The organism is Dietzia sp. CH92 (assembly GCF_032248695.1).
In the GTDB taxonomy this organism is placed as follows: domain Bacteria; phylum Actinomycetota; class Actinomycetes; order Mycobacteriales; family Mycobacteriaceae; genus Dietzia.
This window is the reverse complement of the sequence record NZ_JAVHXC010000007.1, coordinates 89191-113594: the sequence shown is the minus strand read 5'-3', so window position 1 is coordinate 113594 and position 24404 is coordinate 89191. Positions and strand designations below refer to the sequence as shown.

The 24404-nt window shown below is 72.2% G+C and carries 27 protein-coding genes; 10 read left to right on the top strand and 17 right to left on the bottom strand.

The window, feature by feature from the left end:
* Window positions 1-25: 25 nt before the first annotated feature.
* The 5 genes from RWK90_RS14490 (at window position 26) to RWK90_RS14470 (ending at window position 4519) form a co-directional block, all read left to right on the top strand.
* A complete protein-coding gene (locus RWK90_RS14490) occupies window positions 26-712 on the top strand; it encodes a SipW-dependent-type signal peptide-containing protein (protein ID WP_314038322.1) in 687 nt (228 codons plus the stop codon).
* Between the two features lie 108 nt (window positions 713-820).
* Window positions 821-1486, top strand: a complete 666-nt coding sequence (locus RWK90_RS14485) for a SipW-dependent-type signal peptide-containing protein (protein WP_314038321.1) — start codon at window positions 821-823, stop codon at window positions 1484-1486.
* Window positions 1487-1650: 164 nt separating this feature from the next.
* Complete coding sequence (locus tag RWK90_RS14480) at window positions 1651-2238, top strand: signal peptidase I (protein WP_314038320.1); 588 nt, start codon at window positions 1651-1653, stop codon at window positions 2236-2238.
* 956 nt (window positions 2239-3194) lie between these two features.
* Window positions 3195-3668 carry a hypothetical protein gene (locus RWK90_RS14475; protein WP_314038319.1) on the top strand — a complete coding sequence of 158 codons (474 nt, stop codon included), beginning with the start codon at window positions 3195-3197 and terminating at the stop codon, window positions 3666-3668.
* 221 nt (window positions 3669-3889) lie between these two features.
* Window positions 3890-4519 (top strand): hypothetical protein, encoded by a 630-nt coding sequence (locus RWK90_RS14470; RefSeq protein WP_314038318.1) that lies wholly within the window; start codon window positions 3890-3892, stop codon window positions 4517-4519.
* Window positions 4520-4523: 4 nt separating this feature from the next.
* On the opposite strand, the gene RWK90_RS14465 is transcribed toward RWK90_RS14470, so the two are convergent.
* From RWK90_RS14465 to RWK90_RS14455, 3 genes are all read right to left on the bottom strand, one after another.
* Window positions 4524-5672, bottom strand: coding sequence for a hypothetical protein (locus tag RWK90_RS14465; protein WP_314038317.1), 1149 nt, complete (start codon window positions 5670-5672; stop codon window positions 4524-4526).
* 5 nt (window positions 5673-5677) lie between these two features.
* Complete coding sequence (locus tag RWK90_RS14460) at window positions 5678-6886, bottom strand: O-succinylhomoserine sulfhydrylase (protein WP_314038316.1); 1209 nt, start codon at window positions 6884-6886, stop codon at window positions 5678-5680.
* An 88-nt stretch (window positions 6887-6974) separates the two neighbouring features.
* A complete protein-coding gene (locus RWK90_RS14455; protein WP_314038315.1) occupies window positions 6975-7391 on the bottom strand; it encodes a rhodanese-like domain-containing protein in 417 nt (138 codons plus the stop codon).
* 79 nt (window positions 7392-7470) lie between these two features.
* Between RWK90_RS14455 and RWK90_RS14450 the strand changes: the two genes are divergently transcribed.
* Window positions 7471-8937 (top strand): FAD-dependent oxidoreductase, encoded by a 1467-nt coding sequence (locus RWK90_RS14450; protein ID WP_314038314.1) that lies wholly within the window; start codon window positions 7471-7473, stop codon window positions 8935-8937.
* A gap of 6 nt (window positions 8938-8943) precedes the next feature.
* On the opposite strand, the gene RWK90_RS14445 is transcribed toward RWK90_RS14450, so the two are convergent.
* The 5 genes from RWK90_RS14445 to purT all read right to left on the bottom strand — a co-directional run bounded on the left by RWK90_RS14445 (window position 8944) and on the right by purT (window position 13400).
* Window positions 8944-10395, bottom strand: a complete 1452-nt coding sequence (locus RWK90_RS14445; RefSeq protein ID WP_314038313.1) for an alpha/beta hydrolase — start codon at window positions 10393-10395, stop codon at window positions 8944-8946.
* Complete coding sequence (locus RWK90_RS14440) at window positions 10373-10777, bottom strand: hypothetical protein (protein ID WP_314038312.1); 405 nt, start codon at window positions 10775-10777, stop codon at window positions 10373-10375. Before RWK90_RS14440 ends, RWK90_RS14445 begins: the two co-directional genes overlap by 23 nt.
* Window positions 10778-10899: 122 nt before the next feature.
* Window positions 10900-11547: a hypothetical protein gene (locus tag RWK90_RS14435; RefSeq protein WP_314038311.1), complete on the bottom strand. Its 648-nt coding sequence runs from the start codon at window positions 11545-11547 to the stop codon at window positions 10900-10902.
* 3 nt (window positions 11548-11550) lie between these two features.
* The gene (locus RWK90_RS14430; protein ID WP_314038310.1) at window positions 11551-12117 is read right to left on the bottom strand and encodes a DUF1648 domain-containing protein; all 567 of its coding nucleotides are present in this window, start codon (window positions 12115-12117) and stop codon (window positions 11551-11553) included.
* Between the two features lie 17 nt (window positions 12118-12134).
* On the bottom strand, window positions 12135-13400 hold the full coding sequence (gene purT, locus RWK90_RS14425) for a formate-dependent phosphoribosylglycinamide formyltransferase (protein ID WP_396230345.1): 1266 nt from the start codon (window positions 13398-13400) through the stop codon (window positions 12135-12137).
* Window positions 13401-13522: 122 nt separating this feature from the next.
* Here purT and RWK90_RS14420 point away from each other — a divergent pair, with 122 nt between their 5' ends.
* Window positions 13523-14620 (top strand): CaiB/BaiF CoA-transferase family protein, encoded by a 1098-nt coding sequence (locus tag RWK90_RS14420; protein WP_314038309.1) that lies wholly within the window; start codon window positions 13523-13525, stop codon window positions 14618-14620.
* Window positions 14621-14622: 2 nt separating this feature from the next.
* On the top strand, window positions 14623-15018 hold the full coding sequence (locus RWK90_RS14415) for a GntR family transcriptional regulator (protein ID WP_314038308.1): 396 nt from the start codon (window positions 14623-14625) through the stop codon (window positions 15016-15018).
* Window positions 15019-15064: 46 nt separating this feature from the next.
* On the opposite strand, the gene RWK90_RS14410 is transcribed toward RWK90_RS14415, so the two are convergent.
* Both RWK90_RS14410 and RWK90_RS14405 read right to left on the bottom strand, forming a co-directional pair.
* The gene (locus tag RWK90_RS14410) at window positions 15065-15685 is read right to left on the bottom strand and encodes a hypothetical protein (RefSeq protein WP_314038307.1); all 621 of its coding nucleotides are present in this window, start codon (window positions 15683-15685) and stop codon (window positions 15065-15067) included.
* Window positions 15686-15912: 227 nt separating this feature from the next.
* The gene (locus RWK90_RS14405; RefSeq protein ID WP_314038306.1) at window positions 15913-16413 is read right to left on the bottom strand and encodes a hypothetical protein; all 501 of its coding nucleotides are present in this window, start codon (window positions 16411-16413) and stop codon (window positions 15913-15915) included.
* Between the two features lie 283 nt (window positions 16414-16696).
* Here RWK90_RS14405 and RWK90_RS14400 point away from each other — a divergent pair, with 283 nt between their 5' ends.
* A complete protein-coding gene (locus RWK90_RS14400) occupies window positions 16697-16978 on the top strand; it encodes a hypothetical protein (RefSeq protein ID WP_314038305.1) in 282 nt (93 codons plus the stop codon).
* Between the two features lie 104 nt (window positions 16979-17082).
* Here RWK90_RS14400 and RWK90_RS14395 read toward each other — a convergent pair whose 3' ends face one another.
* The 5 genes from RWK90_RS14395 to RWK90_RS14375 form a co-directional block, all read right to left on the bottom strand.
* Window positions 17083-17514 carry a hypothetical protein gene (locus tag RWK90_RS14395; protein ID WP_314038304.1) on the bottom strand — a complete coding sequence of 144 codons (432 nt, stop codon included), beginning with the start codon at window positions 17512-17514 and terminating at the stop codon, window positions 17083-17085.
* Between the two features lie 444 nt (window positions 17515-17958).
* Complete coding sequence (locus RWK90_RS14390; protein ID WP_314038303.1) at window positions 17959-19245, bottom strand: adenylosuccinate synthase; 1287 nt, start codon at window positions 19243-19245, stop codon at window positions 17959-17961.
* 106 nt (window positions 19246-19351) lie between these two features.
* Window positions 19352-20254, bottom strand: a complete 903-nt coding sequence (locus tag RWK90_RS14385) for a biotin-dependent carboxyltransferase family protein (RefSeq protein ID WP_314038302.1) — start codon at window positions 20252-20254, stop codon at window positions 19352-19354.
* Complete coding sequence (locus RWK90_RS14380) at window positions 20251-21183, bottom strand: carboxyltransferase domain-containing protein (RefSeq protein WP_314038301.1); 933 nt, start codon at window positions 21181-21183, stop codon at window positions 20251-20253. The genes RWK90_RS14385 and RWK90_RS14380 overlap by 4 nt, the downstream gene beginning before the upstream one ends.
* On the bottom strand, window positions 21184-22050 hold the full coding sequence (locus RWK90_RS14375; RefSeq protein WP_314038300.1) for a 5-oxoprolinase subunit PxpA: 867 nt from the start codon (window positions 22048-22050) through the stop codon (window positions 21184-21186). It abuts the gene before it with no gap.
* A 56-nt stretch (window positions 22051-22106) separates the two neighbouring features.
* On the opposite strand from RWK90_RS14375, the gene RWK90_RS14370 reads away from it, so the two are divergent.
* The gene (locus tag RWK90_RS14370) at window positions 22107-22763 is read left to right on the top strand and encodes a hypothetical protein (protein WP_314038299.1); all 657 of its coding nucleotides are present in this window, start codon (window positions 22107-22109) and stop codon (window positions 22761-22763) included.
* Here the strand turns inward: RWK90_RS14370 and RWK90_RS14365 are convergent.
* On the bottom strand, window positions 22708-24000 hold the full coding sequence (locus RWK90_RS14365) for an FUSC family protein (RefSeq protein ID WP_314038298.1): 1293 nt from the start codon (window positions 23998-24000) through the stop codon (window positions 22708-22710). The two genes, RWK90_RS14370 and RWK90_RS14365, sit on opposite strands and share 56 nt — an antisense overlap.
* On the bottom strand, window positions 23957-24373 hold the full coding sequence (locus tag RWK90_RS14360) for a DUF3151 domain-containing protein (protein WP_314038297.1): 417 nt from the start codon (window positions 24371-24373) through the stop codon (window positions 23957-23959). Before RWK90_RS14360 ends, RWK90_RS14365 begins: the two co-directional genes overlap by 44 nt.
* Between the last annotated feature and the right edge of the window lie 31 nt (window positions 24374-24404).

Below are 24404 nucleotides of genomic sequence, written 5' to 3'. Positions count from 1 at the left end.
CTCCCCCTCGGAAAGGTGTGGCGCAATGGACGCCGGCAACCCCATGACCCCCCAGAACCACCAGAAGCGGGAGGACCGTCGCCGGAAGCGCAAGGCGATCCTCGCCGGCGGCGTGGTCCTCGGCCTCGGCGCCGCGGTGACTCTCGCGGCGTGGTCGGATGACGTGTTCGCAGACGGGGTCTTCAACACAGGCGGCGTGTTCCGGCTCGAAGGTTCGCCGGAGACGACTTCCCTCCCGGCCACATCCGGCTGGGTCGTGGCCGAAAATTCCGCCGGCGCGATCCCACTGCTGTTCAGCACCGCGGATGCGGTCAATCCGCTGACCCCGGGCGATACCGCCTACGCCCCGCTTGCCATTCGGCTCACCGTGGCCTCCACGCTGGACGGCGTGCTTAACAAGGTCACCGCCACCGCCACTGGCCCGATGGCTGGTGCGCTGACGTACTCGGTGACCAGCGGTGCTACCACGTGCGCAAGCGGTGGGGAAGACAACGGCACTGCGTGGGTCTCCGACAAGGGCGTCAACTCCGGCGCTTCAACTGGGGCCGATCTCGATCTCGAGTCGAACGCCGGCGGCACGGCTGGCGACGTCGTGCAGCTGTGTGTCGCTGTCACTTTCCCCAACACCGATTCCGCTAAGAACGCGGTCGTCGCCCCCGGCACCGATCCCACGACGGTCACCTGGGACTTCTACGGCGTGCAGGACAGTTAGTCGACGCGCAGTCGGCGGGAGGACATCACTGGGTTCTCTCGCCGACTCGGCGCAACACGTTACTGATTCCCTGCAGTTCATGTCCGTATAGCACATTGGAGAACGTTGATGACCCACCGCGAGCCGATCGACCTTGCGGGCCGCAGCCGCAAATGGCGTGCGCTTCTCGCCGGCGGAGTCGTCCTGGGCCTCGGTGCCACCATGACTCTTGCCGCCTGGACGGATGACGTATGGGTGAACAGCACCTTCTCGTCGGGAAAGTTCAACGTCCAAGCTGCAGTCGACAGCGCTGGAACGGTTTGGGCTGAACACTCGGCATCGCCCGGCGGCGCGTTGAGCTTCACCGCACTCTCACCCGTGACTGCGGCCTTGATGACACCCGGCGACTCCGTGTACGCCCCGATCAACTTCAGGATGGACAAGAACGCGAACAGCTACGACGCCGAGATCAGGCTCTCGACCGCGCCGACGAGTGCCGCAGTCTCCAGCCCGGCCAACAACGCACTGTTCTCGAACCTCAGCGTCGCCATCTACACGCTGCCGCCCGCCTCCTGCACCGCCGCGGGAACGGTTGCAGCCACTCCGGTGGTCACCGGGGGATTGAACACCACGTACAACACGACTCCGTTCTTCACTCTTTCGAAGACCGCATCACCAGAGACGACTCCGCGGGCTCTCTGCTTCAAGATCACATTGAATGCCACCGCACCGGCGGATGTGCGGGGCGGTACTACCGGCCAGCTGGTGTGGAAATTCGACGCCAAGTCCGTCTGACCAGGATTCGCCCACCACCACACCTTGCCGCTGCTTCCCGAAGGACGTGATGACTTGTCGACAACGAAGTCGTGCCTGTTGACACGGACCCGACACGCGGGCTTAGCGGAGGCGCCCGTGCCGCCCGCGACGAGGCCCGCGCTGCGACCTCTCGGAACGTCGACATGAGCGTCGCCATGTCCCGACCGACAGGGGATGCCACGGGGAAGGCAAGCTTCACCGCCCCGGCCGCGACCCGCAAGAACATCTGGTCCGCCGTCGTAGACGGGATACTCACGGTTCTCGCGACCCTGGGCGCGATATGCATCATCGCGACGATCGCCGCGTTCGCCCTCAACATCAGCCTGATCATGTTCAAGACCGGATCGATGTCACCGACCATTCCGACCGGCTCGCTCGCCGTCGTCCGGCAGATCCCGGCGTCCGACATCCGCGTCGGCGATGTGACGACGGTGTCTCGCGGCGAGGATCGGCTTCCCGTGACGCACCGTGTCGTCTCCACCACGCCAGTCGGAAACGGCGTGTACTCGATCGAATTGAAGGGTGACGCCAACGACTCACCCGACTCCCAGCCATACGAGGTGACCGAGGTCAAGAAGGTCCTCTGGCACGCACCCGGTCTCGCCTACGTGGTGTCGGCGGCCAGTCGACCCGGGAACATGGCAGGGATCACGGTCGCGGCGGCGCTGTTGGTGGTGTGGGCCTTCTGGCCGCGCAGAAACCACCTTCACCGCGAGGAGGAAACGCAATGAGACGGCGCCCAGAAAAATGGAGGACCGTGGTCATTGCCTTCGCGGCAACCGCGCTCGGAGCCACAACTGTTAGTGCGCCCCCCATCACGCTGACGGAGGCGGCCTGGGCCGACAACGTTCACACCCACGCAACTTTCGCAGCAAGCAACGACGCAGGGATTAATTACGCGAGAGCTGCATCGTCCAATGGAAACATGATCTGGACCCGGACATATCCGATCACCGGAACTGTATCGGAGGTCAACACTCTCGCTGGGGAGCCACTCGTAGATTCCGGCGACAAGCCCGTCAGCGTCACTACATTCGCCTCCATCCTTGAATTCGACTCGTCTGCGCGTTCATGCGCGCGTGTTGCAACTAGCTTGTGCCCCACCGATCCCAGCGGGCCGCCAGCCGTTCCCGCATTCGCTGAGTCGGCGTTCAATACGATGGAACTCAGACTTCCTAGTGACGCCTGGCTCGTCCGATACCTGGGAGGCGGTTCCAACCCGATCCGAACCACCGCAAACTGCACACTCGGGGCTGACGGAACTCCGGCGATTTCTGGTGGCGCCGGTATCCGGTTGAGAACCGGACTCAGCACAAACGACTACACGACGATTGCTGTGCCCGCCAGCAACGGCACGACCTCTCCGGTTGACGGGTCGTACACCGGTGGCGTCAGGTACACCACGACCATCACTTCGATTTTGGAGAGGAGTCGCAACTTCGCCCGGGCGGAGGTTCGACTCAAGGTCGTCGCAAGGGATTATGGCGTCCTGACCCACTGGACTCTCGATGTTCTCCTCGCCCGAGCAGAATGCGGCCTATCCCAACCCCTTTCAGGCGGCGTCGTCACCGGTGCTGCGTCGCCGGGAGTCACGGCACAGAGGTTGGAAAATGTTCTCCCCGAACAAGTCGGAGCTGATGGGGCGACCCACCTCGAGGAAAACACCACCGCGCCTCGCACCCCCGCAGTGACCACCTCGGCGCCGCCGAACCCGTCCGGGGAGGACGAGTCGCCAGCGGCGGGAACGAGCACCACCGCGGCGACCAGCACGACCCGTCGCACCACCACGGTCACCAGCAAGGTGCCCACCGTGACGGCCGCGCCCACGAGCCCCACCACCCCGCCGGCCACGCAGGTCACCACCTCGACGTCGGCGGCGCCCGCGACCGAGATCCCTGACGCTCCGGGGCCCCTCTCACCCGCCGCCCGACTCGAAGAGGTGGGAACTGCAACCGTGGATGGCGACGAGCTCGTCGTCGTCGCCCCGTCCGACACCGCCCGCGCCGACGCGCGGCAGGGACTCGCGGCGCTGGAGATCTGGCTCAACGGCGGCGATCCGGGCTCCACCTGGACCACCTTCGCCGCGACGGACCCGACCTCCGACGGCTGGCGCTGGGCCGCGGTGAACCGGCGGACCGGGGCGGTCGTGTACATCCGTTGACGCCCTGACGTCGGCGGACCCCACCCCGCGCACCCACCCTGCGCACCCGCCCCGCCGCCGCCACGGGTGACCAGAGTGAGATTGGCCACTCACCGGGAGGAGTTGTAACGAAATGGCCCGGACCGGCAATAAGGTTGGTGAACCGGAAGGCAACGCGCAGCGCGTGAGCAGGGTCCCTCCCCTGTACCGACCTTTCGGGTGAGCGCGCTTTCGGAGGAGCCATGCGGATTCGGCACGCGGCCACCGCCCTGGTGGCCCTCGCCGCGTCCTCCGCCTGCGCCCTCGGCACGACGGTGGTCCTCCAGGACCGCGAGGACGAGGCCCGCGAATCCCAACTCCGCAGCTCCGCCTGGTCCGTGCAGGCCTCCACCGACTTCGGCACCACCTGGACCGCCCCCATCTCCTCCTACGGCGGCCACTTCCCCGTCCGCGTGGACACCGCCGGCCTGCGCGACCGCTCCGCCTACCAGCCGCTCACCCTGCGCACGAGCGTCGACTCGCGGGCCGACGCCCGCGTCGAGATCGGCGAGGGGGTCCTCGTCGACGGCGACCCCGCCACCGCCGCGGACGTGCGGATCCGCGCGGTCGCCTCCCGCGGCGGGGCGTGCGCCGCGCCGACGTTCGGTCCCGCCTCCGCCAACATCCTGGCCGGCGACGGCGAGGAGCCCGTCCCCGTCGACGCGCCCACCTCCGGCGAACCGCTCATCCTGCCGGGCGCCACCCGGACCACGCCCGGCGCGCCCGTCACAGTGTGCCTCGAGCTGAGCATGGACGCCGACTCCCCGGTGCCGGACTCCACCCTCACCCTGGCCTGGCCGGTGGAGATCGCCCGCAGCGACGCGGCCGCCTGACCCGTCAGGCGCGCACGGCGTCCCGATAGATCCGTGCGTGCGCGGCCACCACGGATTCCGGATCGGCCCCCGCCACCCGCGGCGGCACCGCCCGCGGATCCTCCAACGCCGCCCGCACCGCCACCGCGACCCCCGCCGGATCCCGCGGGTCGTACACCTCGCCGGAATGCCCGGCCTCGTCGCACCGGTCGAACCACTGGTCGCGCAGGAACCCGACCGCCGGGAACACCGGCGCCACGCCCAGATCACGGCACAGCTCCAGCCAGGTGGAGTGCGTGGCGAACCGGTACGGCAGGACACACACGTCGAGCGCGGCGAACTCCGGCAGCACCGGTCCCAGGTCCAGTGACTCGTAGCGCACCAACCGCACGGACTCCCAGCCGCCCTCGGCCGCCAGCTCCGCCACCAGGTGATGCCCGCCGGCCCCGCGGTCCTCGCCGCACGCGTCGCGCCACGCCTGCGCCTCCACGACGATCCGCAGGTGCGCCCCTCGCCGCCCGTGCGAGACCGCGGCCAGCTGATCCAGCAGCTCCGGGCCCTCGATGTTCTCGCCCATCCGCTCCAACAGCACACCCACCACCACCGGGTCGTCCGGCCCGCGCAGGTGCCGACCCGCCCGCACGGCGGTGGAGATCTCCGCCTCGTCCAGCAGCCGCGGGTGCGGCACCACGACCGGCTCCACGCCCCACCGCACCCACAGTTCGTGGGCGGCGACCTCGGTCAGGGTGATGACCGCCGAGGCGGCCTCCACCAGGGTGCCGGTGTGGTCGCGGTGCGGCAGTTCGTCCTCGGGCGACGGGTAGACGATGTCGTGGACGGTGAGCACGAACGGCACGTCCGCCGCCGCGAGGTGCTCCACCACCCCGTCGACGCTCTCCGGGGCGAGGTAGTCGTAGCCGAAGTGCACGTGCGCCAGGTCGACGTCGCTCAGGGGATCGCGGTCGCGGTGGATCTCGCCGGAGGCGTCCGAGTCAGGGTCGAACTCGGCGGGGGTCACCGCCTCGGGTGGGGTCTGCCCGCCCGCCACGCCGGGCCGCACGGGCACCAGCTCGACGTGGTCCGCCACGTCCAGTCCGGTGATGCGGCGGACGGCCGGGTGTGCGGCGGGAAGCACCGCCACCCTCGTCCGCGACCCCCCATCCAGGACGCTCATGTTGATCAGTGTAAACCGCGGCGCAGGTCCTCGATCAGATCGCCGGCGTACTCGAGGCCCACCGAGAGGCGGATGACGTTGTCGCCGATCCCCACCGCGGCGCGGGCCTCGGGCTCCATGGACGCGTGGGTGGTCGTCGCCGGATGGGTCACCAGCGTCTTGGCGTCGCCCAGGTTGTTGGAGATGTCGATGACCTCGAGGGCGTTGAGGAGCGCGAAGCACTCCTTCTTGCCGTTGCTCCCCTCGTCGTCGTCGTACTTCAGCCCGAACGTCACCACGGACCCGCCGCCGGACATCTGCGCGCGCGCCAGGTCGTACTGGGGGTGGGATTCGAGCATCGGGTAGGTCACCCAGTCCACGGCCGGGTGCGACTCGAGGAACCGCGCCACCTCGAGGGCGTTGGCGGACATCCGCTCGACGCGCAGGCCCATGGTCTCCAGCCCCTTGACCAGCACCCACGCGTTGAACGCGCTCATGCCGAACCCGGCGTGGCGCATGAGGTTCTGCACCGGGCCGGTGATGTACTCCTCGGTCCCCAGGACGGCGCCGCCGAGGACGCGGCCCTGGCCGTCGATGTGCTTGGTGGTGGAGTAGACCACGATGTCGGCGCCCAGTTCGAGCGGCTTCTGGTGCAGGACGGTCGCGAAGACGTTGTCCACCACGACCTGCGCGCCGGCGGCGTGGGCGAGCTCGCTCACCGCGCGGACGTCGACCAGCTCCTGCATGGGGTTGGAGGGCGTCTCGAAGAACACGGCGTCGGTGGGCTCGGACAGCGCCTCGCGCCACTGGTCGAGGTCGGCGCCGTCGACGAACACCGTCTCCACGCCCCACCGCGGCAGAATCTCCGCACAGATCACGTAACAGGAGCCGAACAGCGCGCGGGACGCCACGAGCCGGGAGCCGTTACCGCACAGGGCGGCCAGCGCGACGAACACCGCGGACATGCCCGAGCTGGTGGCGAAGCACGCCTCGGCGCCCTCGATCTGACGCAGCCGCTCCTGGAACATCGCGACGGTGGGGTTGCCGTAGCGGGAGTAGACGAAGCGCTGCTTCTCACCGTTGAACGACGCCTCGGCCGCCTCCGCGGACTCGTAGACGTAGCCGGAGTTGAGGAACATCGGCTCGGTGGTCTCCTCGAAGGCCGTGCGCATCTGCCCGGCGCGGACCCCCAGGGTGTCGGGGTGGAGACCGTCGGGGAGCTCGTTGTTTCTCATCCGCTGCTTTCTTCTACTCGTGCGTGCGTGCGTTCGTGTGGGCGCGACCGGACCGGGCGGACCGGGGCGTCGGGGGGGGGGGTGGGGGTCAGGACTGACGCCAGGCCAGGCCCGCGACCTTCCAGCCGTTGACCGTGCCGCGGTGCCCCTCGGGGTCGGGGTCGCCCTCGAATCCCCCGGCGACGTTGTAGGCGGCGGTGTAGCCGGCGGCGGTGGCGAGGCGTGCGGCGGCCGCGGAGCGGTGTCCGCTGCGGCACAGGAACAGGACGGGGGCGCCGGGCTCGACCCCGGCCTCACCGAGCTGCTCCACGAACCGGGCGTTGGGCTGCCCGGCCGAGGTCATCCACTCGATGCCCAGCGTGCGTTTGCCGAGCTCCGACAGATCGGCGCCGCCGACCCACTGCCATTCGGCGCTCGTGCGGACGTCCACCAGCACGGCGTCGGGGTCGGAGGCGAGCAGGTCCCAGGCCTGGCGGGGCGGGAGGTCCCCGGCGTAGTCGCTCATGGATGTCGATTATGCTCCCCCGACGCCTGATCGACGGGGTCGAGGTACCCCGGTGGTCGTTCTGTGCGACGATCCGGGTATGACGCCGATCACAGAGTCCCCGTTCCGCGTGGCCGTCATCGGCTCCGGCCCGGCGGGTGTGTACGCCTGCGAGGCCCTGCTGGACTGGAGCGACGTGCGCGACCCCACGGGGCGGGGCATCGTGGTGGACCTGATCGACCGCCTCCCGGTGCCGTACGGGTTGTTGCGCCACGGTGTGGCCCCCGATCACCCCCGCATCAAGGGGATCGCGCGCACGTTGGAGGGGATCGCGGCGGATCCGCGCATCCGGTTCCTGGGCAACGTGGAGTTCGGCCGCGACCTCACGGTGGACGACGTGCGGCGTCACTACCACGCGGTGGTGTTCTCGACCGGCGCGCTGGCGGACCGCCGTCTGGGGATCCCGGGCGAGGATCTCGAGGGGTCGTACGGCGCGGCCGAGTTCGTCACCTGGTACGACGGCCATCCGGATGCGCACCCGGAGTGGGCGCTCACCGCCGAGCGGGCGGCCGTGGTGGGGGTGGGGAACGTGGCGCTGGACGTGGCGCGCATGTTGGTGCGCAGCCCCGAGCAGCTCGAACCGACCGACATCCCCGAGCACGTGCGTGGCGGGTTCGGCACCAACGTCACGCGGGTGGTGTCGGTGATCGGGCGCCGCGGGCCGGCGCACGCGAGGTTCACGCCCCTGGAGCTGCGGGAGATGGCGAAGGTGGAGGGGGTCACCGTGGTGGTGGACCCCGACGACCTCGAGTACGACGACGAGGCTCGCGCACTCCGCGACCGCGATCGCCGGGTGGGGCAGGTGTGCGCACAGCTCGAGAAATGGGTCGGGGCGCAGCGTGAGGCCGGGCTCGGGACGGCGGATGAGGCGGAGTCCGCAGCACTCGCGGCCGGCGAGAAGGTGGTGCGGTTCCGCTTCCACCGGTCCCCGGTCGAGATCCTGGGTTCCGACGGCCGGGTGTCCGGGTTGCGCCTGGAGGTCACCGAACCCGCGCCGGCGGACACCGGTACAGCCGTCGGCCGTGTCCGCGGCACCGGTCGCCTCGAGGATCTGCCGGTCGAGGCCGTGTACCGGGCCGTGGGGTACCGCTCCGCGGCGCTGGAGGGCGTGCCGTTCGACCCCGCCTCCGCGACCATCCCCAACGACGGTGGCCGGGTGCTCGACGCGCCGGGCGGCGAGCACCTGCCGGGACTGTTCACGGCGGGGTGGGTCAAGCGCGGTCCGACCGGGGTGATCGGGACCAACCGGTCGTGCGCCGTGGAGACGGTGGGGCATCTGACCACCGAGCTCGAGTCGGGATCGCTGCCCGAGCCCGGCGAGCCGGAGCCCTCCGCCGTGCGGGACCTGCTGGCGGACCGCGGTGTCGACGTGGTCGATGGTGAGGCGTGGCTGGCGATCGACGCCCGGGAACGCGAGCTCGGGGAGGCCGCCGGGCGCGAGCGCACCAAGTTGCCGGGCCGCGCGGAGATGCTCGACATCGCCCGCGCCTCGCGCAGTCGCGCCTGACGTCCGTCATCGGTCGATCCCGCCCAGGAGCCGGCCGATCTCGGTCAGCGAGACCGTGCCCGGGTCGAAGTAGCGCGAGTGGGCGGTCCGCACCGACCCCGGTCCCGCGCCGGGCTCGGTGACGTCCACGAGGCGCCCGCCGAACTCGTCCGTGCCGGGACGTTCGCCCAGTACGCCGGTGACCGACCACCACGGCACCGGGTCCCAGCGGGAGACCACGGACACCACGTCGTCCTCGACCGCCGGGCGGCTCACACCGCCCTCGTCCACCCACTGCCGGCCGAGTGACTCCACCGCCGCTCCTGGGCTGCCGACGTGGATCAGGAGGTCGGCCGCCAGCCCCTCCGGGTCCGCGGCGGCCGCGCCCAGGACCACCGAGCCGTAGCTGTAGCCCACGGCGGCGTGCGGCGCGTCGACACCGTCGAGTGACTCCACCGCGTCGAGCCCGGCCGCGTGGGTGCGCAGGTCGTCCGCGTGTGCCCACGCCGCGTGCGCGGACGACCCGGCGGAGACCACGCCGTCCGGCGCGTCGTAGCCCTGCCAGGACACCGCCACGCACTCCCCGCCCGCGGCCTCGCACATCGCGTCCGCCCGCTCGCCGGTCCGCCCGAGCCCGGTCAGCGAGGACCCCGTGCCCGGCACGAGCGTCACCACCCGCTCGGCGGAATCGGGGTCGGCGCTCGCGACCACCGCCCGGCCGTCGGGGTGCAGGTCGAGCAGGTGCCGCCGGGGGTGGGCCTCGAGGTACGCGGCCAGCGCGGCCAGGTCCCGCGCGGCCTCCGCCGACACGGGCCCACCGGCCGCGGGGCCGGTCGCGGTCGCGGACCCCACCGCGTCGAGCAGACGCCGCAGCCGCGTCCGGTTGAGCGCGTCCCGCGTCGCCGAGGACACCCCGTCGACCGAGCCGAGCTCGGGGTGGTCTCGTGCGAGCCGGGCGCGTTCGGCGGGCCCGAGCGAGTGCCACAGCCCGGCGACCTCGCGGGGGTCGTCCCCGGTCGATCCCGGCAGGTCGAGGCACGGGGTCGTCGCGGGGTCGACCCGGCCGGCGAGACCGTCCGCCGCCTCCCGCAGCCGCGCGGTCAGGACGCGGTCGGCGTCCCGCACCGCGAGCTCCTCCGCGGCGGTGTCCTCCCCCGAGCCCGGCCGGGCCTCGACGGCGGCGGCCCACGCGGTCAGCGCACCGGCCAGGCGGCCGCCCTCGACCCGCAGGACGTCCGCCAGGTAGAGGCAGTTCGCGGAGAGCATCCGGGCCCCGGCGCCGGCGTCGGCGGCCTCGCCCCGGGCACGGGCCCCGGCGGGCCCCGACCACCCACCGTCGGCGGCGGGTCCGCCGAGCCTGCGGGCGACCGCGTCCAGATCCTCGGCGCAGTCGGCGACCCGGCGACCCGCCTCCGCCGCCCGGGCCTCCGCGAGACCGATCGCGTCGGCCAGCGCGTCAGCCCGCGGCGTCGGCGACACGGCCGGCCACCCCCTCGTCCGCCGCGACCAGCAGGCCGGCGGCCCGCGCCATCCCGTCCGCCGCGCGGTCCGTCTGCCGCTCGAGGTCGCGGGCCCGCCGCGCGAGCAGAGCCGCGCACTCGGCGAGCGCGCCGCCGGCGAGCAGCCCGCCGTACCCTCCCGTCTGCACTGCGGCCGCCACGGCGGACGCCTCCTCGAGCGCCGCGCTCAGCGGGACCCCGCACTCCGCGAGCGCGCGGCCCACCTCGCGGACGCGGGCCGCCTCCGCCGTCACGGCCACCTGCTCGAACGCCAGCACGACCGCCCCCAGCGGCCCCGGCCCCGCACCGGCCGCCGCACCCGCCACGGCCGCGCGACCCGCTCCCCCGTCCTGACCTGTCATCGACCCCGCTCCCCTCCCGCCGGCGACGCCACGCCGCTCGGGAGGTCACGCTAGGGGCCGACCCCGACACGGCCGCGCCGGCGACGGGGGCCTGTGGACGGGGTCGACGACCATCCACAGGGTCACGGGATGACCCTGTGCACCCGCCTGTGCCGCGTCCGCGTGAAGCCGAACCGCTCGTAGGCCTCCGCGAGGCGCTCGTCCGCCGCCGCGGCCACCACCACGTCGCCGGGCCGCAGTCCCCGGAGCAGTCGCCGGGTCAGCAGCAGCGCCGAGTAGCGGGTGCCCGGCCGCTGCGCGAGCCCCATGAGCGCCCACCTGGGACCGGCCGGGGTCTCGGGCCCCACCACGTCGACCAGCGGCATCCCCCGGCTCATGAGCACCGCCCCCAGCGCGACCGCACCGAACACGAGGCCCGCGAACACCAGGCCACCCCGCCAGCCGTCCGGCAGCACCAGCTCCACCAGGCTCCCGAACGTCAAAAGCAGAGCCCCCACCACGAGGACCAGCACCACGTCCACGACCGGGCGGTGGCGACAGAACAGCACCATCCCGTTCCGGTCGTCCGACTCGTACACCGCGCGGCGGAGGAGATAGGGAACCAGAATGAGCAGCGCGGCGGGTGTCGCCAGGGCCGCCGCGACGCGACCGCCCGTGAACGCCCGGGCCAACAGCCAGGCCAGCGCTCCTCCCCGGCGCACCGGTGCGGGCCGGGGCCCGGTGGCGGAGACCTCGTGGGCGCCTCCGTGCCCCGCGGTGCGTCGGCTCATCGCTCAGTCCAGGTCGGGCTGCGCCGCGTACCGGCCGCCGACGAACATCCGGCCCGTCACCGCGGCGATCGCCACGAGGAAGACCCCCAGGGCGACCGGGAGGACCCACCCCGGCATCGCCTCACCGCCCGACCGTGCGGCGAGCACGATGCCCACCTGCCCCGCCACCAGCAGGACCATCGTGGCGGTGGTGATGAGCCACAGGTCCTCGCGCATCAGCCGCTCGAACCGCCGTAGCCGCGGGCCCGTCGCCGTCCACCACTCCTTGTTGGGGGCGTTGATGTGGGCCGGCGCCCACAACACCAACCGGGACAGCAGCGGTATCGGCAGCACGACGAGCAACGGGATGAGGGCTGAGAAGGCCAGCGCGCCGGTGCGGCTGGACCAGCCGTCGGCCCGCCCGTCGGCGGCGAAATGCGTCGGCACCCGCTCGGGCAGGACGGCGACCTGCCAGGCCAGCACGCCCAGCCACGCCAGGATCACTCCCCCGGCCAGCACGAGAATCCACGGAGCGGTCGGCTCGGCCGGCAGATCGCGTGCGTCGTCGGCCGCGGAGCTCGTCGTCGTCATATCCCCGACCTTCCCACCTACACCACGACCCGGACCCTCGAGGCCGCCTCGCCCGCCCTCGCGCGGGCGGTGTCCACGTCCTCGGCGGTCGCCACCGCCACGCCCATCCGGCGGAACTCGCTGGCCGACGGCTTGCCGAACAGCCGCACGTCGGACTCCGGAACCGCCAGGGCGCGGGCCACACCCTCGAAACCGACCCCCTCGACGCTGCCGTCACCGGTCGCCGACCCGCCGTAGATCACCGCCGACGCACCCGGACTCGCCATGGTCGTGACCACCGGCAGGCCCAGCACCGCGCGGGCGTGCATCTCGAACTCGCTGAGGACCTGACTGCGCAGCGTCACCAGGCCCGTGTCGTGCGGCCGGGGGCTGACCTCGGAGAAGTAGACGTCGACACCGTTGACGAACAGCTCCACGCCGAACACGCCGACGCCGCCGAGGGCGCCGGTGATCCGCGCGGCCACCGACCGGGCGGAGTCGTAGGCGTCCTGCGTCATGGGTTGCGGCTGCCACGACTCGACGTAGTCGCCGCGCTCCTGACGGTGGCCGATCGGCTCGCAGAAATCGGTGCGGATCCGCCCGGTCTCCGGGTCGACGCTGCGGACGGTGAGGAGAGTGATCTCGTACTCGAAGTCGACGAACGACTCCACGATCACCCGCGCGCCCGCCACGCGCGCGCCGGACTGCGCCGCGGTCCACGCCGCCTCCACGTCCTCGGGACCGTGGAGGGTGGACTGGCCCTTACCCGACGACGACATCGTGGGCTTGACCAGGCAGGGAAAGCCGATCGCGGTGCACGCGTCCCGCAGTTCCTCCACGGAGGAGGCGAAGGCGTACCCGCTGGTCGGCAGCCCCAACTCCTCGGCGGCGAGGCGCCGGATGCCCTCGCGGTCCATGGTCAGCCGGGCGGCCCGCGCGGTGGGCACCACGCGGGCCAGTCCGTCCTGCTCGATCTGCTCCAGCGCGGAGGTGGCGATGGCCTCGATCTCCGGCAGGATCACGTGCGGCCTCTCCAGCTCGACGACCCGTCGCACCTCGTCGGGGTCCGTCATGTCGATCGCGTGCGCGCGGTGGGCGACCTGGTGGGCGGGTGCGCCGTCGTAGCGGTCCACGGCCACGACCTCCACACCGAGCCGCTGCAACGCGATCGCCACCTCCTTGCCCAGCTCCCCCGAGCCGAGCAGCATCACCCGCGTCGCGCCCGGCGAGCCCGGGGTGCCGACGCGGTCCACGGAGGGCGGGGCGTAGGGATCGTGCGCTGGCGGGACGGGCGCTTCGGTCATGGCTCCCACGCTAGTAGACCTGCGGCTGTGGACCTGCGGCGGCGAGCCCCGCGACGTCCACCGCCCACGGCGACGGTGAGGCGATAACGTGTGTGCGAAGCCACACGAAAGGGCATATTCCCGTGACCACTCCCTCCTCCGGCCCCCTGGCCGGCATCCGCGTCGTCGAACTCAACGGCATCGGCCCCGGCCCGCACGCCTGCATGATGCTGGCGGACCTCGGCGCCGACGTGGTGACCGTCATGCGCCCCGGCGAGCTGGCCAAATCGGTCGACGGCTGGGCGCACATCACGCGGCGCGGCCGGACCGTGGTCGAGGCGGACCTCAAGAGCGAGGAGGGACTGGCGCAGGTCCGGACGCTCATCGGCAAGGCGGACGTGTTGGTGGAGGGCTTCCGCCCCGGCGTCACCGAGCGCATGGGCCTGGGCCCGGACGAGTGCCTCGAGCTCAACCCGCGTCTGGTCTACGCCCGCATGACCGGCTGGGGCCAGCACGGGCCGCTCGCCCACACCGCCGGTCACGACCTCAACTACATCTCGCTGACCGGCCATCTCAACGCCATCGGCCGCAAGGGTGAGCGCCCCGTCCCGCCGCTCAACCTCGTCGGCGACTTCGGCGGCGGCTCGATGTTCCTCGTCCAGGGCATCCTCGCCGCCCTCATCGAGCGGTCGACCTCGGACAAGGGGCAGGTCATCGACGCCGCCATGACCGACGGCGCCTCGGTGCTCGGGCAGTTCCAGTGGGCGATGCGTGCCCGCGGTCAGTGGTCGGACGTCGCCGGGACCAACATGCTCGACACGGGCTACCCGTTCTACGACGTCTACGAGTGCTCCGACGGCAAGTACATGGCCGTGGGCTGCCTCGAGCCCCAGTTCTACGCCGAGTTCGCGCGGCTGCTGGAGATCGACGGCGAGGGCATGCCCGGCCAGTTCGACATCGACCGGTGGGACGAGCTGCGCGAGCTGATCGCCGGCAAGTTCGCCTCCAGGACGCGTGACGAGTGGGCCGAGCTGTTCTACGGCACCGATGCCTGCACCACCCCGGTCCTGTCGTACACCGAGGCGCTCGACCATCCCCACAACGCGGCCCGCGAGACGTTCGTCGAGGTCGCCGGGGACGTCGGGCCGGCGCCCGCCCCGCGCTTCTCGCGTACCCCGGCTCCCGCCGTCCCGGCCGAGCCGCCGCGCGAGGCCACCGCGATCGACACGGTCTGGGCCTGAGTATGGGCGGGGCGGGGGCGGGATCGCGGGTCGGCGGGATCGTGCTGGCGGTGGACCCGCAGTCGACCGAGCCCCCGTTCCGCCAACTCATGTCGCAGATCGTCGAGGCGACCCGCCGCGGACTCCTCACGCCCGGCACGCGGCTGCCTGCGGTACGCACGCTCGCGGCGGAGGCGGGGATCTCCTCGGCCACCGCGGCAAAGGTCTACCGTGAGCTCGAGGAGGGCGGTGTACTCGAGGGCCGCGGCCGCTCGGGGACCTTCGTCGCCGAGACCGACGCCGCGGCCGCCGCCCTCGCCCGCGCGGCGGAGGAGTTCGTCGATCGCGCCGCGGCCGCCGGTGCGGAGGTCGAGGACGCCGTCGACGCCGTCCGCACGGCCTTCGCCCACCGCGGCTGACCCGCCTTATTACGGCGCCCCGGCGGTCGCACCACCGCCCCGCGCCTTATGACCCGAACGCCGACGTCAGGCCCGCCAGAGATCCAAGGAGCCCGCCACCGTCACCGCCCGACGGGGACTTCTCGAGCTCGGCGTAGGTGTACCCCTCCGCGCCGTCCTCGGTGGCTGCGCATGCGGCGACCGCCTCGGGCCGGAAGCTCGTGTCCGACAACTCGGCGGGCGGTGCGGGCTCCAGCACGACCTCACCGTTCTCGCCCTCCACCGGGCTGACGGACGTCACCGGACCCGACGCCCCGGCCGCGAACGCGAACGCTACGACGTCTCCGCGGCCGTTGTGGAGTTCCTCACCGATCACCCCTATGTCAGACGGGGGCGCGATCACCTTCAGCCGACCCCTGAGCCCCCACTTGATGTTGGCTCCGTAGATGTTCTGCACTGTCTTGGGTGTTCCGACGTACGCATAGCAGAGCAGATCATGACCCGAGCGGTTGTCGTATGACACCACGATCCCGCCGCCCCCGCCACGCTCGACGGTGACCCTGCTGGGACTGTCGAGCGTCCAGGGGATCGCATCCTGCGCGCTGGCCACCCCGGCACCGACGAGCGCCGTCGTTCCCGCGAGGACTGCCGTTGCACCGAGGATGCCGAGGCGTCTGAGATGTCGCATGATGAGCTCCGATCGGCGAACGAACGCGGCCGGACGGCCACTGGTCCGATGATTAGACTCTTATCTCCCGCTCTTCGCTGTCGCACGTTCGTATGACCACACGCGTCCAAGACGCGTGACCTGGAATCACTCGCCACACGCGGCTCAGCGGTGTCATCAGGTCGAGGCGGGTCACCACCGACTGTCGGTGACGGGGCACTCCGCGCATAGCCCGGGCGCGCGGGCTATCAGCTACCGAGCGAGCCCATGTCGAGCGACCCGAGGAGGCCGCCGGACTCGAAGTCGACCGTGAACGCCTCCACGTCGCCCCCCTCACAGTAGGCGAGGGCCCCGGCCCGGAAGTCCTCCTCCGCGTCGAGGACGACGCTCCACTGCACCGACGCCCCGGCCTCGACGGACAGGGGCGGGGTGACGGCCGAGCCCGCGGCCAGTCCCGCGAAGTAGGCGCCGAGGTCGTCGACGTCCTCGGCGCCCGCCTCCGCGGTGGCGACGGTCGCCGCATCGGCGACGCCGACGTAGCACACGAGGTCGGTCTCGGTGTTGTTCGCGAGCGTGCCCTCGGCCGCCGCGTCACCCGCCGCGGTCAGAGCCAGCTCGAGCTCGGCCTCCTCAGAGGGCCCGAGCGACCCCAGAGACTGAGCCTGGGCCACGCCCGCGCCGCCGAGTGCGGCAGCCACCCCGAGGGCCGCGGTGGAGATGGTCGCACCGATCCTGGTGGAAAGACGCATGAGATGTGCCTCCTTGCGAAGTGCTCCAGCAGCCGACTCTCAGCACTGTGAGCGATGCTAACTTAGGAATTTCGTGAGTCAAGGCCTCAGCAACACTTCACAAGTGATAAGCCTCTGACGGTAGCGGTGCGCGGTCGACGCCGCCTGTAAGCAGCGGATCGGCGCGCCGTCGGGGCGGCGACACCCCGCTGGGGCCGCCCCTTGCGCACCTAACGAAACCCTCGCCCCACACGCCTCGTCGGCCGCCGGACCCCGCTCCCGTTCGGATGCGATAGTGAGAGCCATGAGGAACATCAAGACCGTCGCTGCCGCGCTCACGCTGACCGCCGCGACCGCCGTCGCCGCCGCGCCCGCCCATGCCGCCCCGGTGTCGCCCGCCCCGGCCGGCGTCCACTACCTCGCCCAGGATTCGGGATCACTCGAGGGCGGTTCCCTGAACAATCCGGTCATCGGTGCCGGGCTCGTCCTCCTCGCAGGCGTGGGCGTCTCGGTGGCGTTGGCCGTGAGCGCAGGCGTCGCCGGTGGCGCGTTCGAGCTGCCGCAGATCCCCGGCCTGCCGTTCTGACCTTTCCCCGGTCACGCCAACGACAACGCCCCCGGACGACACGAAGTCGGCCGGGGGCGAGACGGAAGGCGCGTGCCCGCGGGTGGACCGCGACCCGCCGGGCGTCAGCTTCCGAGCGAACCGGTCAGGCTACCGAGCGAACCGCCCGCATCGAGCGAGCCCAGGAGACCGCCCCCACCTGAGGTGCCGGTGGACAGGTACTCCGCATAGGAGAACAGATCCCCGAGGTCGGTCGCATCCGAATTGACCTCGTAGCACAGCACGAACGCCCCCGCGTTGTAGCCCGTCGGCGCGGGCACGTCCCACCGGAGCGTCCCACCGGGGGCGACCAGCGGGTCGTTCTGCCCGGGCACGAGTTCGACGCCGTCCGCGTCCGCAGGGATGACCTGACCGTCGGGAGAAAGGCTGAAGATCCGACCGAGCAGGGTGGGATCGCTCTCGAAACCGCCGAGCTTCTCGTCCAACTCACCCAGCGGGCCCTCCGCCAGCGACCGCTCGCCATACTTCTTCACGTGGGCGTCGAAGGCCGCGATCACGACGGACGGGGCGGAAACCCCACTGCAGCTCACAGTCCTGTCAGTCCGGTTCGTGTATGTGACGTCCACCCCGTCGGACGTCCGCTCCGCGGTGAGACTGGACCTCGAAGACATCGTGAAGTTGTCGCCCGCAACGCTGCCGGTGTCGGGGAACGTCTGAGCGCCCGCGACGCCGGCTCCGGCGAGAGCTGTGGCTGAGGCGATGGCGGCCGCCGCGGTGGCGATTCCGAATCGGGTGAGAGTGCGCATGAGTGCTCCATGACTCCGAGGGGACGGCGACCGGGCGGCCACCTGATCGCCACTCCACCGCACTTTCGACGCCGATGTTGTCACCCGTTCGCCCGACAGGTGTCGTACGTTCACGCCCTTCGTCGACCAACAGGCCCCACAGGCAACACGCACAACACCCGCCCCACGACCGAGCGTGCCGCGCCGCCCGGCGCCTCAGCCCAGGATGTCGCGCCGCACCACGTTCTCGTCGCGCCCGGGGCCCACGCCGATGTACGACATGTGGGTGCCGGCGAGCTCCTCGAGCCGCAGGACGTAGTCGCGGGCCTCGGGCGGCAGGTCGCCGAACTTCCGGGCGCCGCGGATGTTGTCGTCCCAGCCGGGCATGGTCTCGTAGATCGGGGTGGCGTGGTGGAAGTCGGTCTGCGTCATGGGCATCTCGTCGTGCCGCACGCCGTCCACGTCGTAGGCCACGCAGATGGGGATCTCGCCGATCCCGGTGAGCACGTCGAGCTTGGTGAGGAAGTAGTCGGTGAAGCCGTTGACGCGCGCCGCGTAGCGGGCGATCACGGCGTCGTACCAGCCGCAGCGCCGCACGCGGCCGGTGTTGACGCCCACTTCACCGCCGGTGACCTGCAGGTACTCGCCCCACTTGTCGAACAGCTCGGTGGGGAACGGGCCGGCGCCCACGCGGGTGGTGTACGCCTTGACGATGCCCAGCGAGTGGGTGATCTTGGTGGGCCCGATCCCGGATCCCACGCAGGCGCCACCGGCGGTGGGGTTGGACGAGGTGACGAACGGGTAGGTGCCGTGGTCGACGTCGAGCATGGTGGCCTGCCCGCCCTCCATGAGGACGGACTGTCCGCGGTCGAGGGCCTCGTTGAGCATGAGGGTGGTGTCGCAGACCATGGGCCGGAGCCGGTCGGCGTAGGAGAGGAAGTACTCGACCATCTCCTCCACCTCGACCGCGCGCCGGTTGTAGATCTTCACCAGGATCTGGTTCTTGAGGTGCAGCGCACCCTCGATCTTCTGCCGCAGGATGGATTCGTCGAACACGTCCTGGACGCGGATGCCGACGCGGGAGACCTTGTCGGCGTAGGTGGGGCCGATGCCGCGGCCGGTGGTGCCGATGGCCTTCTTGCCGAGGAACCGTTCGGTGACCTTGTCGAGCGCCTGGTGGTACGGCGCGACGAGATGGGCGTCGGCGGAGATGCGCAGCCGGGAGGTATCGGCGCCGCGGGCCTGCAGGCCCTCGATCTCGGCGAAGAGCGCCTCGAGGTTCACCACGACGCCGTTGCCGATCACCGGCACGGCGGTCGGCGAGAGGATGCCGGCGGGCAGGAGTTTGAGTTCGTACTTCTCACCGCCGACGACCACGGTGTGGCCCGCGTTGTTCCCGCCGTTGGGCTTGACCACGTAGTCCACGCGGCCGCCCAGGATGTCGGTGGCCTTACCCTTGCCCTCGTCGCCCCACTGGGCGCCGATCAGAACGATCGCTGGCATGGTTCGCTTTCACCTCGAAAGAGTCGTCTACACGGTGAGGGACGGATACCTTCTCGTGATTCCGCGCACACCAGCGCACAAGATTAGTCGCTCGTGCCCTCTCACCCTAGTCGCCGACCCCCCGCGTCCTGCGCAGTCTCACGGGTGTTCCGGGCAGGAGTTGCGAGATCCGGTCGGCGGAACGGGAGGTGAGGACGCCGATCACGGGGTAGCCGCCGGTGACGGGGTGGTCGGGGCCGAACACCACGGGGCAGCCGTCGGCGGGGATCTGGACCGCGCCGCGCACCATCCCTTCGCTGGGGATCTCGCCCCTGGTCAGCCGGGGTACGGGGCGGGCGGGGTCGAGGCGCACGCCCACGCGGTCGGCGTGGCCGCTGACGTGCCCGGTCGCGGCGAGCACGTCCCACGCCTCGGGTGGGAACAGGTCGTCGCGGGGGCCGGGGATCACGTCGAGGTCGAGGGGCCGCCCGGTGTCCGCCACCGCGCCCTCCCCGGCGACGGCGGCGTGCCACCCGTCCGCCCACGGGCCCACGACCGCATCGCCCACGTCGAGGACGTCCCCGGCCGTGAGCGGCGCGGGACCGAGCCCGGAGAGGGTGTCGCGTGAGCGGCTGCCGAGCACCGGTGGGACGTCGATCCCGCCGCGCACGCCCAGGTAGCTGCGGACCCCGGCGACGGGTCGCCCGATCTCGAGTGTCGACCCGGCGTCGAGTCGGAGGACGTCGCCGGTGGCGGCGGTGCGGCGGGAACCGTCGGGGGTGACGACGACGACGAGGGCCTCCGCCCCGGTGACCGCCACGATCGCGGGCTCGTCCGTGAGGACGGTGAGCCCGCCGAGCAGTACCTCGAGCACGGCGGCGGCGGGGTCGGTGCCGACAGCGCGCAGGGCGGTCGCGGCGGCGGCGCGGTCGGCGGCCCCGGAGGCCGTGACCCCGAGGGCGGCGTGCCCGGGCCGGCCCAGGTCCTGCACGAGCGCGGCGGGCCCGGCGCGGAGGACGAGCAGGCTCATCGGTGCGCGCCCGGGTCGTCTGAGCCGGCACCGCCGGAGTCGGCGGAACTGCTCGGGCTGTCGGCGCCGCCGACGTCGCGGAACCGCACGGTCGTCCCGGGCGTGATCAGGGCGGGCCGGTCGCGGTCGACGTCCCAGAGCCGGGCGTCGGTGGTGCCGACGAGCTGCCACCCGCCGGGCGAGACGCCCGGGTAGACGGCGCAGAACCGATCGGCCAGGCCGACCGATCCGGCCGGCACCCGCGGCCTGGGGGTCGGCAGCCGCGGCACCGTCGGCAGCGGCCGCGGGCCGGCGCCGCCGCCGCGCTCCCGGGTCCCCAGCTCCCGCTCGTCGACGAGGTAGGCGAAGCCCGGCGCGAAGCCCCCGAAGGCGGCCCGCCACGTGATCGACGTGTGCGTCCGCACGAACGCCTCGACGGACAGGCCGGCGAGGTCGGCGACGGCGGACAGGTCGGGACCGTCATAACGGACGTCGAGGATCACCTCGACCACCCCGCCCGCGCCCGGACCCGCCCCCGCATCGCCGTCCGCGCCCGCGTCCGCATCGCCGTCCGCGTCCGCATCGCCGGGATCCGCTACTCCCCCTCCGGATCCGCTACCCGCACCGGGGTAGCGGATCCGTTCTCCGGGTAGCGGATTCGGGGTGGGCGGGTACGGGGTGGGCGGGTACGGGGTGGGCGTCTCCGGGGTGGGCGTCTCCGGGGTGGGGGGCGGGCCCTCGGCCAGGAGCTCCTCCACCCGCCGCCGCAGACCGGGCAGCGCCTCGCGATCTCGCGCGGTCACCAGCACCGTGCGGGCCGCCGCGGCCACGTCGACGGCCTCGGGCCGCAACCGCCCGACCCTCCCGGCCAAATGCACGGCCTCCGCCAGATCCGCACACTCGAGCAACAGCGCCGCCTCTCCGCAGGGGCGGATCCTCGTCGTCGTCATCTATCCCCCGACCGCGCCCCGCGCGCCACCGGCCGCGAACGGCGCCAGCTCCACCCCCGCCGCCTCGACCGCCGCCCGGACGCGACGCGCCAGGTCCACCGCCCCGGGCGTGTCACCGTGCACGCAGATCGACGCCGCGCCGACCACCACCGGCGACCCGTCCGACGCGGTGATCTCCCGCCCCGTCGCCATCGCCACCACGCGCTCGGCGACCTCGTCGGCGTCGGTGATCACCGCGCCCGGCTCCCCGCGCGGCACGAGGGTCCCGTCGGGCCGGTACCCACGGTCGGCGAACGCCTCGGTCACCGTCGGGACACCTGCCGACGCGGCCTCGGTCAGGACTATCGCGCCGGGCAGGCCCAGGATCGGCAACGGCTCCTCGTCGGCGACCGCGGCGTACGCCAGGATCGCGTCGACCACCCCGGCCGCCTGCTCGCGGTCGTGGACGATGCGGTTGTAGAGGGCCCCGTGCGGTTTGACGTACCGCACCCGCGACTCGTGCCGCCGCGCCGCCATGTCCAGCTCCACCAGCTGGAACGCCACGATCTGTGCGACCTCCTCGCGGTCCAGGTCCTGCTCGACCCGACCGAAGTTCGCCGGATCGCGGTAGGAGGGGTGCGCGCCCACGGCCACGCCCCGCTCGGCGGCCGCCACGACCGTCGCGTTCATCGTGGGCCGGTTACCGGCGTGGAACCCGCACGCGACGTTCGCGGAGGTCACCACGTCGAGCAGTGCGGCGTCGTCCGGATCGGGGCCGGCGTCGGGCGCGAGCGACGCCGACCAGCGCGGAGTGCCCCGGCGGGCCTCGCCGAGGTCGCAGTTGAGATCGATCCTGGGGGAACCGATGCCGCGCGCCCGTGGATGCACACCTCCATCCTGCCCCAGGTTCGCCCCACAGGGCCCGTGCGGTCATGATGGAGGTCATGATCGTCATCCGCTGCGGCTCCGCGCCGGTTCCGACGGTCCTCGGCGAACACCCCCGCGTCGAGGTCAGTGCGGTCCCCACCAAGGACGAGGTGAACCGCGCGCTCTACGAGGTGGGCACCCGCCGCCGCCTGGTCGTGTGCGGCACCGACGCCGCCCTGGCCGCCCTGCTCACCCGCCTCATGCGGACCGAGAACCTCGACGTGGAGATCGCCTACGTCGCCGACGAGCCCACGCCCGCCACCAGGGCGTACGGCCTACCCACCGGTTCCGAGGCCGCCAAACTCGGCGTCCGGGGCGAGGCCCGCGAGACGCCGCTCGTCCGCGACGACACCGGCACCGCCCTGGTGGGCGAGGCCACCGTCCGCGGCCCGGACGGCGGCCACCTCGTGGGCGAGGCCTACGCCGACGACGCCCGCGTCTTCTCCGGCGAGATCGACACCCTCACCGTCCGCCCGACGCGCGACCTGCCGGGCGTCATCGCCACGGCCGCCCGCCCCCGCTGGCTGCGCCGCCGGCCCTGGCTCGCCGCGCGCGCGGTCCAGCTGGGCACCGAGGCCGGCCTGCTCACCCGCGACGGGGTGACCGGCCGGCGGGCCATCAAGAGGACGACCTTCTACCGTCATACCGAGCCATGGAGGCTCGTGTCGCCCTGAACGGCGGCATCCCCGGCGCCGGACGGTCGGGCGAATCCGGCCACTCCTCCGTGAGCATCTCCGGCGACACGGCCGGGGTGCGCACCGTCGGCGGCAGCGTGGCCAGCGCCGAGATCTTGCTCAGGCCCGCCACCTGCATCACGTCCACCAGGACCGACCGGATCTGCGCGAGCATCACCGTCTCGGTCAGCCCGGAACCGATCACCAGCTCCCTCTTGGCCCGCGCCGAGACCGCGCGCAGTTCCCGCAGGACCGTCGCCGCACTCGGGGCGTCGCGGTCGGCCGCGACCCGCTGCGCGAGCAGCTCCACCGCGTCGGCCAGCGCCGCGAGCAGCGAGCTCAGCGCCGGAGGCACGTCGACCTGGTCGTCCACGGCCACGATCGCCCGCCGCGCCAGCACCCGGATGTTGCGGATGCCGTTGTCGAGCGGGTTGAGGATCCGCGCGAGCTCCACCTCCTCCGGCCGCCTCCGGCGGTAGAACGGCGAGATCCGGACCAGCTCCCGGGCGCCCGCCAACTGCTCCTCCACCGCGTCGATCGCCGGCTGGGTGTCGCGGGCGTCCTGCAGCGCCTCACGGATGAGGTCGGAGTCGCGCCGCTCCAGCCCGTCGGCGACCTCCGCGAGCACCGACGAGGCCACGCCCAGCAGGGACGCCGCCTCCCGCCGGGCCCGCCGCAGCGGGTGCACCGGGATCAGTGCCATGGCCGCCAGCGCGACCGCACCACCGACGGCGGCGTCGAGCATCCGCTCGTACCCGCCCGCCGAGCCGGGCGGCAGGATCGTGGCCACGAGGATCGCCGACGACGCCGCCTGTGTCCCGACGAGCGCGCCGCGGTCGAGGAACACCGCCGCCGACATCGCCAGCACCACGACCGCGGCGATCTGCCACGGCCCGGAGCCGATCTGCGCTATGAGCAGATCGCCGAGGCCGACGCCCACGACGACGCCGATCACCAGCTCGATGCCACGTCGCACCCGCCGCCCCATGCCGGTGCCCAGCGCGATGGCGGCCGCGATGGGCGCGAAGAACGGCGCGGGGTGGCCGAGCAGGTCGAACGCGATGAACCACGAGATGCCCGCGGCCAGGCCGCACTGCAGGATCGGGAGCAGCGCGTACGCCAGACGCCGGGTCCGCGTACGCAGCGGAACCGGGAGGGCGGCGTAGACGCCCTGCGCGCGGGCGTCTAGTCGATCACGCCAGGCCGAGAGGCGCGGCGGCGTGCGGGTCTGACTCATTGATCAAATCCAGGCAACGGATGTATTCATCCTCCTCACCGATGGTCTGCGCGGCGCGGGCCAGCGCCGCGACCGCGCGGAGGAATCCACGGTTGGGCTCGTGGTCGTACGGCACCGGGCCGAACCCCTTCCAGCCGTGGCGACGCAGCTGGTCCAGTCCACGGTGGTAGCCGGTGCGGGCGAAGGCGTACGCGGTGACGGCGTCCCCGCCGTCGAGCGCGCGTTCCGCGAGCTCCGCCCACGCGATCGAGGCGGCCGGGTGATCGGCGGCGACCTTACGGGGGTCCTCGCCGGCGGCGAGTGCGTCCTCCGCCTCCGGATCGCCGGTCAGACGGGTGGGCGGGGGGCCGAGGAGATCTCCGAACTGGGTCATGCGAACCATTGTCCACGAATCGCGCGAACCG

Coding starts and splice junctions, on each gene's coding strand:
- RWK90_RS14385 (WP_314038302.1), bottom strand. CDS start 20,254: ATGAGCCTGCTCGTCCTCCGCGCCGGGCCCGCCGCGCTCGTGCAGGAC.
- purT (WP_396230345.1), bottom strand. CDS start 13,400: ATGACCGAAGCGCCCGTCCCGCCAGCGCACGATCCCTACGCCCCGCCC.
- RWK90_RS14430 (WP_314038310.1), bottom strand. CDS start 12,117: ATGACGACGACGAGCTCCGCGGCCGACGACGCACGCGATCTGCCGGCC.
- RWK90_RS14410 (WP_314038307.1), bottom strand. CDS start 15,685: ATGCGACATCTCAGACGCCTCGGCATCCTCGGTGCAACGGCAGTCCTC.
- RWK90_RS14415 (WP_314038308.1), top strand. CDS start 14,623: ATGGGCGGGGCGGGGGCGGGATCGCGGGTCGGCGGGATCGTGCTGGCG.
- RWK90_RS14455 (WP_314038315.1), bottom strand. CDS start 7,391: ATGAGCGACTACGCCGGGGACCTCCCGCCCCGCCAGGCCTGGGACCTG.
- RWK90_RS14450 (WP_314038314.1), top strand. CDS start 7,471: ATGACGCCGATCACAGAGTCCCCGTTCCGCGTGGCCGTCATCGGCTCC.
- RWK90_RS14440 (WP_314038312.1), bottom strand. CDS start 10,777: ATGACAGGTCAGGACGGGGGAGCGGGTCGCGCGGCCGTGGCGGGTGCG.
- RWK90_RS14480 (WP_314038320.1), top strand. CDS start 1,651: ATGAGCGTCGCCATGTCCCGACCGACAGGGGATGCCACGGGGAAGGCA.
- RWK90_RS14400 (WP_314038305.1), top strand. CDS start 16,697: ATGAGGAACATCAAGACCGTCGCTGCCGCGCTCACGCTGACCGCCGCG.
- RWK90_RS14460 (WP_314038316.1), bottom strand. CDS start 6,886: ATGAGAAACAACGAGCTCCCCGACGGTCTCCACCCCGACACCCTGGGG.
- RWK90_RS14405 (WP_314038306.1), bottom strand. CDS start 16,413: ATGCGTCTTTCCACCAGGATCGGTGCGACCATCTCCACCGCGGCCCTC.
- RWK90_RS14380 (WP_314038301.1), bottom strand. CDS start 21,183: ATGACGACGACGAGGATCCGCCCCTGCGGAGAGGCGGCGCTGTTGCTC.
- RWK90_RS14485 (WP_314038321.1), top strand. CDS start 821: ATGACCCACCGCGAGCCGATCGACCTTGCGGGCCGCAGCCGCAAATGG.
- RWK90_RS14465 (WP_314038317.1), bottom strand. CDS start 5,672: ATGAGCGTCCTGGATGGGGGGTCGCGGACGAGGGTGGCGGTGCTTCCC.
- RWK90_RS14490 (WP_314038322.1), top strand. CDS start 26: ATGGACGCCGGCAACCCCATGACCCCCCAGAACCACCAGAAGCGGGAG.
- RWK90_RS14365 (WP_314038298.1), bottom strand. CDS start 24,000: ATGAGTCAGACCCGCACGCCGCCGCGCCTCTCGGCCTGGCGTGATCGA.
- RWK90_RS14360 (WP_314038297.1), bottom strand. CDS start 24,373: ATGACCCAGTTCGGAGATCTCCTCGGCCCCCCGCCCACCCGTCTGACC.
- RWK90_RS14390 (WP_314038303.1), bottom strand. CDS start 19,245: ATGCCAGCGATCGTTCTGATCGGCGCCCAGTGGGGCGACGAGGGCAAG.
- RWK90_RS14470 (WP_314038318.1), top strand. CDS start 3,890: ATGCGGATTCGGCACGCGGCCACCGCCCTGGTGGCCCTCGCCGCGTCC.
- RWK90_RS14435 (WP_314038311.1), bottom strand. CDS start 11,547: ATGAGCCGACGCACCGCGGGGCACGGAGGCGCCCACGAGGTCTCCGCC.
- RWK90_RS14370 (WP_314038299.1), top strand. CDS start 22,107: ATGATCGTCATCCGCTGCGGCTCCGCGCCGGTTCCGACGGTCCTCGGC.